Raw genomic sequence first — 14,864 nt, 5'->3', positions numbered from 1 at the left:
CGTGTTGATGCCGCATCGCCCGTGGCGCGACGGCGCGTTGCCTGATCAACGATTGGTCTTTGCGCGCAGGGCCGACCGGCCGGCACGTTACGGTCATTTGATCCGCGCATAAAATCCGGTGGCCTCGAGGGCCAACCTGCGCGATAGTCACCCTGTTCTATCGCATTGGGGATTTTCAATATGACACTTGCCGTGCCTAAACTGAAGTCATGCCAGGACTGTCCAATTCGTTACAATGCGGTCTGTTCGAAATGCGAACCGGATGAATTGCGCGATCTGGAAGAGATCAAATATTATCGGTCCTTTTCCGCAGGGCAACCGATTTTCTTTGCCGGTGACCCGCTGGAATTTGTGGCGTCTGTCGTGTCTGGCGTGGCCAGCCTGACGCGCACGATGCCGGACGGGCGGGTGCAGATGGTCGGGCTGTTGCTGCCTGCCGATTTTATGGGCCGCCCGAACCGCGATACGATTGACTGTGATGTCATGGCCGAAACCGACGTGCTGCTGTGCTGTTTCCGGCGCAAACCCTTTGAAAACCTGATCCAGGAAACCCCCCATGTCGGCCACCGCCTGTTGGAAATGACGCTTGATGAACTGGACGCCGCGCGCGAATGGATGCTGGTGCTGGGCCGCAAGACCGCGCGCGAAAAGATCGCGTCACTGCTGCATATGATCGCCACGCGGATGGCCACCCTTGAACTGCAGCGTGAAGGCACCGCGTCCTTCACGCTGCCCATCACCCGCGAAACCATGGCCAATTACCTTGGGTTGACGATCGAAACCGTCAGCCGCCAGATGTCCGCGCTCAAACGCGAAGGGCTGATCGCATTTACCGACCGGCGCGATATTACCGTGCCTGATCTTGACGCGCTTTTGTCCGAAACTGGCGAAGACGCCTAGGCCACGTGCTGCGAACGCTTCAGGTAATCACGGGAAACACCTGCGTTTGCTTGACCACCCCGTAGACAAAACTGCTGTCCAGCGACGCAATGCCGCCGATGGGATGCAGCCGCTTGCGCACAAAGCTTTCGTAGTCTGACAAACCGGCGACCACGACCCGCAGCAGGTAATCCGACGGGCCCGTCATCACAAAACACTCCAGCACTTGCTCGACCTTGCGAATGTCTGCTTCGAACTGGCGCACCGTGGCTTCGGTGTGGTTTGCCAGACTGACCCGCACAAACACTGTCACCGGCAACCCATAGCTTTCGGCGTCGATCTGCGCGCTATATCCTTTGATCGCCCCGCTTTGTTCCAGCAGCTTTACCCGCCGCAGGCACGGCGAGGGCGACAGGTTCACCTCGGCGGCAAGATCCTGATTTGTGATCCGGCCATTGCGTTGCAGCGTGCGGATGATTTGGCGATCTTTTTGATCCATTTTCGGCCCCGTATAGCAGATTATGCCAATATATACACATTTCACGGCAAACATGGCAATAATACATGCGGTCAAATGCGGTAACGTGGGCCTTGCATCATTCAAGGAGTCCGTCATGCGCAACCGTCCCGACAGCTTTGCCACTCTGGCCATCCACCACGGCTATGACCCGATGGAAAACGAAGGCGCGCTGACGCCGCCGTTGCACCTGACATCCACCTTCGCGTTTGAAACCGCCGAAGCGGGCGGCGAAATGTTCAGCGGTGACCGTCCGGGCCACATTTATGCGCGGATATCGAACCCGACCTGTGATTTGCTGGAACGCCGCATCGCCGTGCTCGAAGGGGCCGAGGCGGGGCTGGCATTGTCATCTGGCATGGGCGCGATCACTGCCACGATGTGGACCCTTCTGGCGCCGGGCGACGAGGTGATCTTGGACAAAACGCTTTACGGCTGCACCTTTTCGTTCATGCATCACGGCCTGAGCAAATTCGGCGTCACCGTCACCCACGTCGATCTGACCGACCCTGCGAACCTCAGCGCGGCAATCAGCGCCAAGACCAAAGTCGTCTACTTTGAAACACCGGCCAACCCGAACATGCGTTTGGTCGATATCAGGGCCATCGCGGCCATCGCCCATGCACAGGGGGCCTATGTCGTTGTCGATAACACCTATGCGACACCGTATATCACGCAGCCTGTCAAATTGGGCGCCGATATCGCGCTGCATTCCGCGACCAAATATCTGGGTGGCCACGGTGATGTCGTGGCCGGGTTGCTTGTCGGGTCGCACGAACTGGTGTCGCAAATTCGGCTTTACGGCATGAAGGACATGACCGGGGCGGTCATGGCGCCGTTCAATGCCATGCTGATCCTGCGCGGCATCAAGACCCTTGAACTGCGCATGGACCGCCACTGCGCCAACGCCCGGACCATCGCCGCCTTTCTGGAACAGTCGCACGGCGTGCAAAAGGTCTGGTATCCCGGTCTGACCAGCTTTGAACAATACGATCTGGCACAGCGCCAGATGTCGCTTCCCGGCGGCATGATAGCGTTTGAACTGGCTGGCGGCATCGACGCGGGGCGCATGATGATGAACAAACTGAACCTGATCACCCGCGCCGTGTCGCTGGGCGATTCCGAAACGCTGGTGCAGCATCCGGCCAGCATGACCCATTCGACCTACACCCCCGAAGAACGTGCGGCCCATGGGATCAGCGAAGGTCTGGTGCGCCTGTCGATTGGCCTGGAAGGGGTCGATGATCTGCTCTATGATCTGGAACAGGCCCTGCCAAACGCCCCCATTCGCAACGCTGCATAAGGTAATCCACGATGTCCAACGACCTCAAGAAAATCGAGCAGCGTCTGCTGTGGCTGTCACATTGGATGATCCACAACGCCAACCACATCCGGCCAAAGGCGGACGGGATCAAGGTGGGCGGGCATCAGGCGTCATCGGCGTCGATGGTGTCGATCATGACGGCCCTTTATTTCCAGGCATTGCGGCCCGAAGACCGGGTTGCCGTCAAACCTCATGCCTCACCGATCTTTCACGCGATCCAGTACCTGATGGGCCAGCAAACCCGCGAGAAAATGGAAAACTTCCGCGGCTTTGGCGGCGTGCAAAGCTATCCATCGCGCACCAAGGACATTGATGACGTCGATTTTTCGACCGGCTCTGTCGGGCTTGGGGTGGCGATCACATCCTTTGCGGCACTGGTGCAGGACTATATTCAGGCCAAGACGTGGGGCGGCGACCGTAAACTGGGCCGTATGATTGCGCTGGTCGGTGACGCCGAACTGGACGAAGGCAACGTCTACGAGGCCCTCCAGGAGGGGTGGAAAAACGATCTGCGCAATTGCTGGTGGATCATTGACTACAACCGCCAATCGCTTGACGGGGTCGTCCACGAAGGGCTGTTTCAGCGCGTTGAAAAGATATTTGACGCCTTTGGCTGGGATGTGGTGCGGGTCAAATACGGGCATTTGCAACGGGCCGCGTTCGATGAACCCGGCGGTGACAAGCTGCGCCAGTGGATTGATGACTGCCCCAATCAGCTTTACGCGGCGCTGACCTTTATGGGCGGCGCGGTCTGGCGGTCGCGCCTGATGGATGCCTTGGGCGATCAGGGTGACGTGACCGCGCTGATCGCACGGCGCAGTGACGATGACCTTGCCGCGCTGATGGAAAACCTTGGCGGAAACTGCGTGCAGACCATGGCCGATACCTTTGCGGCGATCGACCACGACCGGCCGGTGTGCTTTCTGGCCTATACGATCAAAGGGTGGGGAACACCCATCGCCGGTCACAAGGACAACCACGGCGGCCTGATGAACAAGACCCAGATGGCCGCATGGCAGACATTCATGGGGGTGCCTGCGGGCCAGGAATGGGACAAGTTCGCGACCATCGCCGACCCGGCCGCCTTCGAAGAAAAGCTGATGCAAACGCCGTTTTTTGCGAATGGCCCGCGCCGGTATCACGATGACAACATCGCGGTGCCTGCGATATCCATCGCGACGGACCGTGAAATTTCAACGCAGATGGCCTTTGGCAAGATCCTCGATGATCTGTCCAAAGGCGACAGCCTGCTGGCCGAACGCATCGTGACGACCTCGCCGGATGTAACCGGCACGACGAACCTTGGGCCATGGGTCAACCGGCGCAAACTGTTCGCGCGGACGCCGCGCGCGGATACGTTCAAGGCCGAAAACATCCCCTCGACCGCGAAATGGGACTTTACCCCCGACGGGCAGCACATCGAACTTGGCATCGCCGAAATGAACCTGTTCTTGCTGCTGGCCGCTGCCGGCCTGTCGCATGCGCTGTTTGGCAAACGCCTGATCCCGATTGGCACGGTCTACGATCCGTTTGTGTCGCGCGGTCTCGATGCGCTGAACTATGCCTGTTATCAGGACGCGCGCTTTATGATCGTGGGCACCCCGTCCGGCGTCACGCTGGCCCCCGAAGGTGGTGCCCATCAATCCATCGCCGCACCGCTGATCGGCATGTCGCAAGACGGGCTGGCCGCGTTTGAACCCGCCTTTGCCGATGAATTGGCCGTGATCATGCAATGGGCCTTTGCCTATTTGCAAAAAGATGGCGAAGGCGACCCGGACGAACGCACATGGCTGCGCGATGAAACCGGCGGTTCCGTCTATCTGCGCCTGACCACCAATCCCATCGAACAACCCGGCAAGCGTGTCGATGACGATTTTCGCCAAGGCGCGATTGATGGGGCCTATTGGCTGCGCAAGCCCGGCCCGTCGTGCGAAATCGTGATTGCGTATCAGGGTGCCGTCGCCCCCGAAGCGATCAAAGCGGCGGGCCTGATTGCCGAAGGTCGCCGTGGTGTCGGCGTTCTGGCGGTCACATCGGCGGATCGGCTGAATGCGGGCTGGACTGCGGCGCAGCGGATGCGGTCCGGCGGCGTGGCGGGCGCGCGGTCGCACGTCGAAACCCTGCTGGGTGATCTGCCGCGCAATTGCGTGATTGTGACAGTGATCGACGGCCACCCGGCCACGCTGTCATGGCTTGGCGCGGTGCAGGGTCACCAGACCGTGCCGCACGGCGTCGAACATTTCGGCCAGACCGGCACGATTGCCGATCTGTACAGCCATTTCCGGATTGATGCGCAATCGCTGGTCCAGTCGGTCAGTGAACTGACCCGTGGCCAGAAGATCAGCCATTTCGCGGCAAGCTAAATCATGAAAAGGGGCGCGCGCGCCCCTTTTCCACGCGGGACGAACCGGGAATGCAACGGCCAAAAACGGGGCCAAAGCGACAAGATACATCGCCCCTAACGCGACATCAGGATCGGCCGGTCCGCCATTTCCAGCAGGCTGCGGGTCGCCCCGCCAAAGACCGCCTCGCGCAGGCGCGAATGGCCATAGGCCCCCGACACGATCAACTGCGCCCCCAAATCGCGCGCGCGCTCCAACAGGACTTCACCCACATGCGGCCCGGTCTTGGCAATTACGGCCACGTCCGGTCTGGCGCCATGCCGCATCAGATATTGTGCCATTGCACCGCCGGGGTCGGATCGTTCGGCGCCATGCGCGGGCGGGTCGATGATGCAGATGTCGGCGGTCTGCGCCTCTTGCAGCAGGGGCATGGCGGCACGCACGGCCGATAATGCCTCCGCGCCGTCGTTCCACCCCATCAGCACATGCCCCCCCGCGTCGGGTGCCGTGCAGCCTTTGGGGATCATCAGCACCGGGCGTTCTGCGGCAAACAGACAGGCCTCGACCAGCAATTCAGCCTCCGGGTTGTCCTGATAGGGGCGTGGCAGCACCACCAGATCGGAAAACCGCAGCTTGCGTGCCAGATACCCGGTCAGGGCCGGACCCTGTACCGTGGCCGATTGCATCGCCCAGCTCAGCACCTCGCCCTGCATCCGGTCGGTCAGCCAGCGGTCCAGCTTTTCGCGCTGCGCCATGGCAGAGCGGGTCTGTTCGGCCATCATCAGCGCCTCTGCACCGATGTAGTAATTATTCGTTTCCGTGTGGCTGATTGTCACCACATAGATATCCAGATGCGCATCCATCCGACCGGCCAGCGCAATCGCCGCGTCCAGCCCTTGGGTTGCGGCAGCAATATCGGTCAGAATGGTGGCAATAATCTTGTACGTCATCGCTCCGGCCTTCCCCTCATAGGTTTACCTCGTTGGGGTGCAGTCGTTCGCGCAAAACCGCTCCTTGGGGGAAAGATGCCGAAAGTTGCGGCACGGTGTCTTGATCCACATCAAGGACCCATCGCGTGAATGTGATCAAAACGGCATCACAAGATGCCACCGGCCCGTTGTTTTGGGCCGGCACAAGAAGGGGATACTTCATGGGGAACTATATCAAGCTCGCGGTGCTGGGGGTGATCATGCTCTTTGCCGCCGTGGCTGCCAACTGGGGACGCGACGCTGCGTATATCGTCCACGCGATCATCATCCTGCTGGTTGCCGGTTTCATGTTTCTGCGCGTGCTGCGCCAGACAGATGAACCGATCCGCGCGCAGGCCGATGGCTATATGGATGATGTCGTGCGTGCGGGGGTCATCGCCACCGGGTTCTGGGGCGTTGTCGGCTTCCTCGTGGGGGTGATTATCGCGTTTCAGCTCGCCTTTCCGGCGCTGAACTTCGAATTTCTGCAGCCCTTTGGCAATTTCGGGCGTCTGCGGCCACTGCACACAAGTGCGGTGATTTTTGCGTTTGGCGGCAACGCCTTGATCATGTCGTCGTTCTATATCGTGCAGCGGACATCCGGCGCGCGGCTGTGGGGCGGCAATCTGGCGTGGTTTGTGTTCTGGGGCTACAACCTGTTTATCGTGCTGGCCGCGACCGGGTATCTGCTGGGCGCCACGCAATCCAAAGAATATGCCGAACCTGAATGGTACATTGATATCTGGCTCACTATCGTCTGGGTCGCGTTCCTTGTGGTGTTCCTTGGCACGATCTTTCGGCGCCGGGAAAAACACATCTACGTCGCCAACTGGTTCCTGCTGTCGTTTATCGTGACCGTGGCCATGCTGCATATCATCAACAACCTGTCGATCCCGGTCAGCATCTGGGGCAGTAAATCCGTGCAGGTGTTCAGCGGCGTTCAGGATGCGATGACCCAGTGGTGGTACGGCCACAACGCGGTGGGCTTCTTCCTGACGGCGGGCTTTCTGGGCATGATGTACTATTTCGTTCCCAAACAGGCCGGACGCCCGATCTATAGCTATAAGCTGTCGATCATTCACTTCTGGGCACTGATCTTCTTGTATATCTGGGCGGGTCCACACCACCTGCACTATACCGCGCTGCCCGATTGGGCGTCGACGCTTGGCATGGTGTTCTCGATTGTGCTTTGGATGCCCAGCTGGGGCGGTATGATCAACGGCCTGATGACCCTGCAAGGGGCGTGGGACAAACTGCGGACCGACCCGATCCTGCGGATGATGGTGATCAGCCTCGCGTTCTACGGCATGTCCACATTCGAAGGCCCGATGATGTCGATCCGTGCGGTCAACAGCCTCAGCCACTACACCGACTGGACCATCGGTCACGTCCACTCCGGCGCGCTGGGCTGGAACGGCATGATCACGTTCTCGGCTCTTTACTTTCTCACACCACGGCTTTGGGGCCGGGCGCAGATGCACTCCATGTCCGCGATCAGCTGGCACTTCTGGCTCGCCACGATAGGCATCATCCTCTACGCGGCCTCGATGTGGGTCACCGGGATCATGGAAGGCCTGATGTGGCGCGAAGTTGACGCCAACGGCTTCCTCGTCAACAGCTTTGCCGACACCGTCAGCGCCAAGTTCCCGATGTATGTCGTGCGTGCCCTGGGAGGCGTGATGTACCTGAGCGGCGCAGTGATCATGGTTTGGAACATGTGGATGACAATCCGGGCTGGCGAAAGCCAAACGGCCCCCGTCGGCGTCGCCGCAGAATAAGGATCAGGAAAAATGACCGACACAACACAAAAACCCAAAGGTTTCCTGGCCCGCCATGCGATCCTGGAACGCAGCCCGACCTTGCTGTTTCTTTGCTCTTTCGGGGTGGTGACGATTGGCGGGATTGTGGAAATCGCACCGCTTTTCTACCTTGAAAACACGATCGAAAAGGTCGAAGGCGTGCGCCCCTACAGCCCACTCGAACTGGCGGGGCGCGACATTTACATCCGCGAAGGTTGCTATGTCTGCCACAGCCAGATGATCCGCCCCATGCGTGACGAAGTCGAACGCTACGGGCATTATTCGCTGGCGGCGGAATCGATGTATGACCACCCGTTCCAGTGGGGCTCCAAACGGACCGGGCCTGACGTGGCGCGGGTCGGGGGCAAATACTCGGATGCATGGCACCTTGATCACCTCAGCGCGCCGCGCTCGGTGGTGCCGGAATCGATCATGCCGGGCTATGCCTACCTGACAGAAAGCTTCGTGAACGCCGAATATGTCGCCGATCTGGTCGCAACCCACCGCTTTGTCGGGGTGCCCTATACCGACGAAATGATCGCCGTCGCGGCGGCGGACGTGCGCACGCAGGTTGACCCCGACAGCGATGACTACGATGCGCTGCTCGCACGTTACCCCGGCGCGCAGATCCGCAATTTCGACGGGGCGCCGGGGGTGTCGGAAATGGACGCGCTCATCGCCTATTTGCAAGTGCTGGGCACGATGGTCGACTTCTCGACCTTCACCCCAGACGCCAGCCGCTAAGGAGACACCAGATGGACACCTATTCCCTCATGCGCGAAATTGCCGACAGCTGGGTGCTGTTGGCCATGGCGCTGTTCTTTCTTGGCGTCATCGGGTGGGCCTTCCGCCCCGGTAGCCGGAAAACCCACGCCGATACCGCCAACATCCCCTTTCGCAACGAAGACAAGCCGGCCTGCACCAAAAACTGTCCCGACTGCGCCTGCGCCAAACTCAAGGAGCAGCAATTATGAGCGGCGGTAAAAAAGACATTGATGAAGTCACCGGCACCGACACGACCGGTCACAGCTGGGACGGCATCAAGGAACTGAACAACCCGCTGCCGCGTTGGTGGTTGTACACATTGTATCTGTGCATCATCTGGGCTGTTGGCTATTCGATCATGTATCCTGCATGGCCGATGATCTCCAAGGCGTCCGCGGGCGTTCTGGGCTATTCCACCCGTGGCGAAGTCGCAGCTGACATCGCCAAGTTCGAAGCCGCGAACGCCGAAATCTCGGCGCAACTGGCGGCGGCTGATCTGACCACACTGTCCCAGAACGAAGAGCTGATGCGCTTTGCCACCTCTGCCGGCGGGGCCGTTTTCCGCAACAACTGCTCGCAATGCCACGGGTCGGGGGCGGCGGGGGCCAAAGGCTATCCCAACCTGTTGGATGACGACTGGCTGTGGGGCGGTGATTTCGAAAACATCAGCTACACGATCCGCCACGGCATCCGCAACGAAGAGGATTTCGACGCCCGTTATTCCCAGATGACGGCCTTTGATGAGATTCTCAGCAACGCAGAAATAGACGCGGTCGTCCAACATGTGCGCGCCCTCTCGAACCAGGACCACGACGCGGCCCTTGCCGCCGAAGGGGCCAGCGTTTTCATGGATAATTGCGCCGCCTGCCACGGTGACGACGCGATGGGCAACCGCGATCTTGGTGCGCCCGATCTGACCGACGCGATCTGGCTTTACGGCGGGGACGCCGCGACGCTGGAACAGACTGTGCGCTACGCCCGGTTTGGTGTGATGCCGCCATGGGGCGAACGGCTGACCGACGCCGAGGTGCAGGCGGTGGCCGCCTACGTTCACCAGCTTGGTGGCGGCGAATAGGGATCACGCGGTCGGACCGACCTGTTCGCGCATGGGTCCGACCAAAGTGAAGGGAAGGGCGCCCGCATCGTCGGGCGCCTTTTTCCGTCTTATGGCGCGCTTTGCCCCGCCTGCCCAAATCCTGAACACCGTGTTAAGATATCCACCGCACGCCGCGTTAGCGGGCCGGATCGGCCCACCGTGTACATACGCCGTCTGTACGGGGTCTGCACGCCATCTGTCCCGTGAATTTCGCAGCAAAACCCACCGTTAATGGCAATTCGCGGGGGGCCGGTCCGAAATCTGTGGCCAGACCTCACCGCGCGTTGCCTACGCCTCCAGCGCCAGCCGCGCCTCAAGCACGTCAAACGGCACGCCGGGATCATCCTTGGCACCGCGAATAACCAGCGATGTCTTCACGCTGGCGACATTCGGCGCACTCGTCAGTTCCTCGGTCAAGAACCGCTGAAATGTGCGCAAATCAGGCGCCACGCATTTCAGGATGAAATCCACCTCGCCATTCAACATGTGACACTCGCGGACCAGCGGCCAGCCCAGGCACTTCTTCTCAAACGCCGTCAGGTCGGCTTCGGCTTGGCTGACAAGGCCGACCATGGCAAACACCTGCACCTCGAACCCTAGCGAACGGGCGTTGACAACTGCATGATATCCTTCAATAAATCCCTGCTCTTCCAAGGTGCGCACGCGGCGCAGACAGGGGGGCGCGGAAATGCCGACGCGCTTGGCCAGTTCCACATTGGTCATCCGCCCATCGGCCTGCAATTCCGCAAGAATCATACGGTCGATGTCATCAAGTTTCGGTCCGGCCATTCCCAACTCCAATAAGTTTTTCAAATAGTACGTGACTGCGGTGTCGTGCGCAATAATATTTCACGTCTCGGCAACAAAAGTACAAAGTTAAACAGCGTTTCCCGGCCTTTCAACCCAGCGCCACCACCGCTATATCAGCAGGACACCAGTGAATGAGGCCTGACATGTCCGCGACCCGCCATACCAAAGTTCTGATCATCGGCTCCGGCCCCGCTGGCTACACAGCCGGTGTTTATGCGGCGCGTGCTATGCTGGAGCCCGTGCTTGTGCAAGGCATCGAACCCGGCGGCCAGCTGACCACCACAACCGAGGTCGAAAACTGGCCCGGCGACACGGAAGTGCAAGGTCCCGACCTGATGATCCGGATGGAGGCCCACGCCCGCGCCATGGGCTGCGATATCGTCGGCGACATCATCACATCCCTTGATCTGTCCCAGCGCCCGTTCACGGCCCAATCGGACAGCGGCACGGTCTATACCGCAGACGCCGTGATCTTGTGTACCGGCGCGCGCGCCAAATGGCTTGGCCTGCCCACCGAGGAAAAGTTCAAAGGCTTCGGCGTATCCGCCTGTGCAACCTGCGACGGGTTCTTTTACCGTGGTCAGGAAATCGTCGTCGTGGGCGGCGGCAATACGGCCGTAGAAGAGGCGCTGTTTTTGACAAACTTCGCCTCCAAGGTCACGCTGATCCATCGCCGTGATGAACTTCGGGCGGAAAAAATCCTGCAAGATCGGTTGCTTAAGAACCCCAAGATCGAAACGCTCTGGTTTCACCAGCTTGAGGAAATCTATGGCACCGACAGCCCGCTGGGCGTCGAAGGCATCAAGGTGAAGCACGTCAAGACCGGCGAAATCACCGACATTCCGGCCAAAGGCGTGTTCATTGCCATCGGCCACGCGCCAGCGTCTGAACTGGTTAAGGATCAGCTCGAAACCCACAACGGCGGCTATGTCAAAGTTGCCCCCGGCACGACCCACACCGCCATTCCCGGCGTTTTTGCGGCGGGCGATTTGACCGATCACGTCTATCGGCAGGCCGTGACCAGCGCCGGAATGGGCTGCATGGCAGCACTGGACGCGGAAAAGTTTCTGGCCGGTCAGGAAGATTAAACGCGGGAAATGCCTTGGGGGCGGCGGCGTCCTCTGGCCTGCTCAACCTGTGGCAGCGCCCCCCAAACCCGCCAAGGAGGCAACCATGCCATCACCGCTCGCGCATATCCCCGCCCTGCCTGCAAAACCAATCGTCGGGCACACGCTGGATGTGCTCAACGACAGCTACGGCCTGCACCGGCGATCAGCGGCGGCCTTTGGTCCGGTCTACAAGATCAAGCTGTTGGGCAAGTGGCGCGTGTCCCTTGGCGGCGCCGATGCGCTCGAATTCATCCTTGGCGATACCGACAATCTGTTTTCCAGCGCGGGTGGCTGGGAAATGCTGGATGTGCTGTTCGGTGGCGGCCTGATGTTGCGCGACTTTGGTGATCACCGCGCGCATCGCCGCATCATGCAGGCAGCGTTTCGCAAACCGGTGCTGGACCTGTACCGCACGCGAATGGCCGCAGCGCTGGACCCGTTGATTGCCCGGTGGCCCGCGCATGAACCCTTTGCTTTTTTCCCTGAAATCAAGACGATGACCCTGCAAATGGGGGCCGCTGTGTTCATGGGTCTGCCCGTCGATGATCCACGGGTGCCCAAGTTGAACCAAGCGTTTATTGATGAGGTCGCGGCGTCGATGGGGGTGGTTCGGGCGGCGTTGCCGTTTACGAAAATCCGTCGTGGGGTCAAGGCGCGCGCGTATCTGCGCGACACGTTCCGCGCATTGATCCCAGAACGCCGCGCGGCCGGTGGTGACGATTTTTTCAGCCAAATGTGTCTGGCCCGCGATGATGATGGCAACTGCTGGAGCGATGACGAAATCATCGACCACTTCAACTTTTTGCTGATGGCAGCGCATGACACCACAGCGGCCACCCTGACCAAGATGATCTGGGCGATGGCCACCTTTCCCGAATGGCAGGATCGCATGATCGCCGAGGTAGACGCGCTGGGCGATGCCCCACTGGATGACGCCGCTCTTGCTGCGATGGACGTCACCGACAGGGTCTTGCGCGAGGCGTTGCGGCTATTGCCCCCGGTGCCGTTCATCCCGCGCCGCGCCACGCGCGATTTCACTTTTAACGGCGTTGATGTGCCGGGCGGCACATGGGTCACCGCCATGGCAGGGATGGTGATGATGTCGTCAGTACACTGGACCGACCCCGACAGCTTTGACCCCGACCGCTTTTCGCCCAACCGCGCCGAGGACCAAAGCCACCGCTATGCCTGGGCGCCGTTCGGTGGTGGCGCGCACAAGTGCATCGGCCTGCACTTTGCCACGATGCAGGTCAAAGTGTTCATGGCGCTGCTTTTGCGCCGTTTTCGCGTGGAGCTGGCACAAGGAACCCCAGTTGTGTGGAAACGCATGCCCATCCCATCCCCAAAAGGCGGGCTGCCTGTTCGCCTGATCCCGCGATAATGCGGTGACCGGTTCCATTGGCCCGGTGCGGCCGCGAATATCGGTCTTTTTTGTCGCCGCTCGCTAGACATCGCCCGTGGCGCGGGTCTATGCCCCGCTGCAACGTCGCCCCATAATTGTCAGAGAATGCACATGCCCCAAGATTTGGCCCCGATCCCCGAACTTTACGTCTCTCACGAGAGCGCGCAGAAAATGAAACTGGAGGCGGGTGACCTGAACAGTCACGATCTGACGCCACGTCAGATATGCGATCTGGAACTGATGATGAACGGCGGGTTCAACCCCCTCAAAGGGTTCCTGTCCGAGGCCGACTATAACAGCGTTGTCGATCATATGCGGCTGGCCGATGGCGCCCTTTGGCCGATGCCGATCAACTTGGATGTCTCTGAAAAATTCGCGGAAACGGTGACCATCGGGCAGGACATTGCGCTGCGTGATCAGGAAGGCGTGATCCTTGCCACCATGACCGTCACCGACAAATGGGTGCCCGACAAGGCGCACGAGGCGCAAATGGTCTTTGGCGCCGACGACAGCGCGCATCCCGCCGTGAACTATCTGCACAATACGGCGGGCAAGGTGTATTTGGGCGGCCCCGTTATCGGGATTCAGCAGCCCGTGCACTATGATTTCCGTGGTCGCCGTGACACGCCCAACGAACTGCGCGCGTATTTCCGTAAATTGGGCTGGCGCAAGGTTGTCGCCTTCCAGACCCGCAATCCGCTGCACCGCGCGCATCAGGAGCTGACGTTCCGCGCCGCGCGCGAAGCCCAGGCCAACCTGCTGATCCATCCGGTCGTCGGCATGACCAAACCCGGCGACATCGACCATTTCACCCGCGTACGCTGCTACGAAGCCGTTCTGGACCAATACCCATCCGCTACGACCACGATGAGCCTGCTGAACCTTGCCATGCGCATGGCTGGCCCACGCGAGGCGGTATGGCATGGGCTGATCCGCAAAAACCACGGCTGCACCCACTTTATCGTGGGCCGCGACCATGCTGGCCCGGGCAATAATTCCAAAGGCGAGGATTTTTACGGCCCCTATGATGCGCAGGATCTGTTCCGCGAACATCAGGAAGAGATGGGCATTGAAATGATTGACTTCAAGCACATGGTCTATGTGCAGGACCGCGCCCAATACGAACCCGCCGACGAAATCCACGACAAGGAAAATGTGACGATTCTGAATATTTCGGGGACGGAACTGCGGCGGCGCTTGTCTGAGGGGCTTGAGATACCCGAATGGTTCAGTTTCCCCGCAGTCGTCAATGAGCTGCGCAAGACCCGCCCACCACGGGCCGAACAAGGTTTTACAGTGTTCTTCACGGGGTTTTCCGGTTCTGGGAAATCCACAATCGCCAATGCGCTGATGGTCAAGCTGATGGAAATGGGGGGCCGCCCGGTGACCCTGCTGGATGGTGATATCGTGCGCAAGAACCTGTCATCCGAGCTGGGTTTCAGCAAAGAGCACCGTGACCTGAATATTCGGCGGATCGGCTATGTCGCGTCCGAGATCACGAAAAACGGTGGCATCGCGATTTGCGCGCCGATTGCGCCCTATGCGTCAACCCGGCGGGCCGTGCGCGAAGAGGTCGAACAGTTCGGCGCTTTCCTCGAGGTGCATGTGGCCACGACCATCGAAGAATGTGAACGGCGAGACCGCAAGGGGCTGTATAAGCTGGCCCGCGAAGGCAAAATCAAGGAATTCACAGGAATTTCAGACCCGTATGATGTGCCAACGCACCCCGAGCTGTCGCTGGAAACCGAAAGTGTCCCTGTCGATAACTGCGCCCATCAAGTGATTTTGAAGCTCGAAAGCTTGGGCCTGATCAAAGGCTGACGTGACCAGTAGGGTGGGTCAAGACCCACCTT

The 14,864-nt window shown here is 60.0% G+C and carries 13 protein-coding genes; 10 read left to right on the top strand and 3 right to left on the bottom strand.

What is annotated here, in order from left to right:
- The first annotated feature begins 180 nt into the window (after positions 1-180).
- Complete coding sequence (gene fnrL / locus QZ196_RS02965; protein ID WP_296423734.1) at positions 181-900, top strand: transcriptional regulator FnrL; 720 nt, start codon at positions 181-183, stop codon at positions 898-900.
- 19 nt (positions 901-919) lie between these two features.
- On the opposite strand, the gene QZ196_RS02960 is transcribed toward fnrL, so the two are convergent.
- Positions 920-1,378, bottom strand: coding sequence for an Lrp/AsnC family transcriptional regulator (locus tag QZ196_RS02960; RefSeq protein WP_296423732.1), 459 nt, complete (start codon positions 1,376-1,378; stop codon positions 920-922).
- 115 nt (positions 1,379-1,493) lie between these two features.
- On the opposite strand from QZ196_RS02960, the gene QZ196_RS02955 reads away from it, so the two are divergent.
- Positions 1,494-2,699 (top strand): methionine gamma-lyase, encoded by a 1,206-nt coding sequence (locus QZ196_RS02955; protein ID WP_296423730.1) that lies wholly within the window; start codon positions 1,494-1,496, stop codon positions 2,697-2,699.
- An 11-nt stretch (positions 2,700-2,710) separates the two neighbouring features.
- Positions 2,711-5,083: a 1-deoxy-D-xylulose-5-phosphate synthase N-terminal domain-containing protein gene (locus QZ196_RS02950; protein ID WP_296423728.1), complete on the top strand. Its 2,373-nt coding sequence runs from the start codon at positions 2,711-2,713 to the stop codon at positions 5,081-5,083.
- Positions 5,084-5,178: 95 nt separating this feature from the next.
- Here QZ196_RS02950 and QZ196_RS02945 read toward each other — a convergent pair whose 3' ends face one another.
- On the bottom strand, positions 5,179-6,012 hold the full coding sequence (locus QZ196_RS02945; protein WP_296423726.1) for a universal stress protein: 834 nt from the start codon (positions 6,010-6,012) through the stop codon (positions 5,179-5,181).
- Positions 6,013-6,212: 200 nt separating this feature from the next.
- Between QZ196_RS02945 and ccoN the strand changes: the two genes are divergently transcribed.
- Genes ccoN through ccoP form a run of 4 tightly spaced genes read left to right on the top strand, consistent with a single transcriptional unit; the run spans position 6,213 to position 9,669 of the window.
- Positions 6,213-7,808 (top strand): cytochrome-c oxidase, cbb3-type subunit I, encoded by a 1,596-nt coding sequence (gene ccoN / locus QZ196_RS02940; RefSeq protein ID WP_296423725.1) that lies wholly within the window; start codon positions 6,213-6,215, stop codon positions 7,806-7,808.
- 12 nt (positions 7,809-7,820) lie between these two features.
- Positions 7,821-8,573, top strand: coding sequence for a cytochrome-c oxidase, cbb3-type subunit II (ccoO, locus tag QZ196_RS02935; protein ID WP_296423722.1), 753 nt, complete (start codon positions 7,821-7,823; stop codon positions 8,571-8,573).
- Between the two features lie 11 nt (positions 8,574-8,584).
- Complete coding sequence (locus tag QZ196_RS02930; RefSeq protein WP_296423720.1) at positions 8,585-8,803, top strand: cbb3-type cytochrome c oxidase subunit 3; 219 nt, start codon at positions 8,585-8,587, stop codon at positions 8,801-8,803.
- A complete protein-coding gene (ccoP, locus tag QZ196_RS02925) occupies positions 8,800-9,669 on the top strand; it encodes a cytochrome-c oxidase, cbb3-type subunit III (RefSeq protein ID WP_296423719.1) in 870 nt (289 codons plus the stop codon). The genes QZ196_RS02930 and ccoP overlap by 4 nt, the downstream gene beginning before the upstream one ends.
- Positions 9,670-9,978: 309 nt before the next feature.
- Here the strand turns inward: ccoP and QZ196_RS02920 are convergent, their stop codons facing one another.
- Complete coding sequence (locus QZ196_RS02920) at positions 9,979-10,479, bottom strand: Lrp/AsnC family transcriptional regulator (protein ID WP_296423717.1); 501 nt, start codon at positions 10,477-10,479, stop codon at positions 9,979-9,981.
- A gap of 164 nt (positions 10,480-10,643) precedes the next feature.
- Between QZ196_RS02920 and trxB the strand changes: the two genes are divergently transcribed.
- The 3 genes from trxB (at position 10,644) to QZ196_RS02905 (ending at position 14,832) form a co-directional block, all read left to right on the top strand.
- On the top strand, positions 10,644-11,588 hold the full coding sequence (gene trxB, locus QZ196_RS02915; RefSeq protein WP_296423714.1) for a thioredoxin-disulfide reductase: 945 nt from the start codon (positions 10,644-10,646) through the stop codon (positions 11,586-11,588).
- Positions 11,589-11,673: 85 nt separating this feature from the next.
- Positions 11,674-12,990, top strand: a complete 1,317-nt coding sequence (locus tag QZ196_RS02910; protein WP_296423713.1) for a cytochrome P450 — start codon at positions 11,674-11,676, stop codon at positions 12,988-12,990.
- 126 nt (positions 12,991-13,116) lie between these two features.
- Positions 13,117-14,832, top strand: coding sequence for a bifunctional sulfate adenylyltransferase/adenylylsulfate kinase (locus tag QZ196_RS02905; protein WP_296423711.1), 1,716 nt, complete (start codon positions 13,117-13,119; stop codon positions 14,830-14,832).
- Positions 14,833-14,864 lie beyond the last annotated feature (32 nt).

Origin of the sequence: Yoonia sp. (assembly GCF_017854565.1) — a bacterium.
Taxonomy (GTDB): Bacteria; Pseudomonadota; Alphaproteobacteria; order Rhodobacterales; family Rhodobacteraceae; genus Yoonia.
Note: the sequence above shows the minus strand (reverse complement) of the source record. Positions and strands in the feature narration are given on the sequence as shown.